Consider the following 1083-nt stretch of genomic DNA (forward strand, 5'->3'; position numbering starts at 1 on the left):
ATCCAGCTCCGCCGCCGCCACCAGCTGGCGCTGGGCCAGGGGCTGCAGGCGCGCGTGATAGGCCTGCGCCTCCCGCGCCTGCGCCTGCGCGGCGGCCAGCGCGGCGCGGGCCTGGGCGATGTCTTCCGCACGCGGCCCATGGCGCAGCTCCAGAAGCGCCGCCCCGCTCTGCGCCTCCTGCGCCCGCAGCGCCTCCAGCTGCGAGCGGGTCTGGGCCGGCTCGAGCTGCATCAGTGGCGCACCGGCGACGACCTGCTCGCCTTCGCGCACGTCGATGCGCACGATGCGCTCGGACACCGGCGCCGGCACCGTCACCCGGTCCCATTCCAGCGTGCCCAGCGCCTGCGGCGCCTGCCGCGAACAGCCGGCCAGCGCCAACGCCAGCAGCAACGCGCCGGCAATGCCTCGATCATTCATGTCCCAGCTCCAGTCCGTGCGTCAACAACGCCAAGGCATGCCGCTGCACCGCATCGGCTCCCAGTTCTCCTGCGCCGAACAGCTGCTGCCAGATCGGCGCACTGGCCAGCGGGAACATCGTCAGCCCCACCATCGACACCACCATCAACCGCGGATCCAGTCCAGGGTTGAGCCGCCCGGCGCGCTGCGCGGCGGCGAAACGCTCCACCAGCAGGTGTGGCAGCAACGGCCCGATGCGTTCGATCATCACACCACGCAGGGCGCCACCCTCGCAGAGGATTTCCCGCACCCACAGCGTCGGCAGCCACGGATGGGCCGCCACGACATGCGTGATGCCGGCGACGAAGCGGGTCACCATGGCGGCCACGTCGTCGTCCGCCTCGCCCATTCCCGCATGCACCTGCGCCATCACCGGCCAGAGCCGTTCAGCCACCACCGCCTGCTGCAGCTGCAGTTTGTCGCCGTAGTAGTAGTGGACCAGGGCCGGCGTCACCCCGGCGCGGCGGGCGATGTCGCGCAGCGAGGTCGCGCCGATGCCCTGTGCGGCGAAGCAGGCCAGCGCCGCATCCAGCAGCCGCTCGCGCAGGTCGATGGCGTCGGCCGTGGGCCGCCGGCCCGGTGTGGGCTTGCGCGGGGGGCGGGCCGCCGGCCCCGCCGGGGTTGCCG

1 protein-coding gene and 1 pseudogene are annotated in these 1083 nt (G+C 73.2%); both read right to left on the reverse strand.

The genetic code is table 11. The features are described 5' to 3' along the window. Positions 1 to 417, reverse strand: a pseudogene (locus QMX80_RS19180) (hemolysin secretion protein D); the annotation flags it as partial. Further along, positions 410 to 1083, reverse strand: a 674-nt coding sequence (locus QMX80_RS19185) for a TetR/AcrR family transcriptional regulator (protein ID WP_282278766.1), incomplete at its 5' end; no start/stop codon positions are given. The gene QMX80_RS19185 and the pseudogene QMX80_RS19180, both read right to left, overlap by 8 nt.

This window comes from Stenotrophomonas sp. PS02297 (assembly GCF_029959705.1).
Classification (GTDB): Bacteria; Pseudomonadota; Gammaproteobacteria; order Xanthomonadales; family Xanthomonadaceae; genus Stenotrophomonas; species Stenotrophomonas nitritireducens.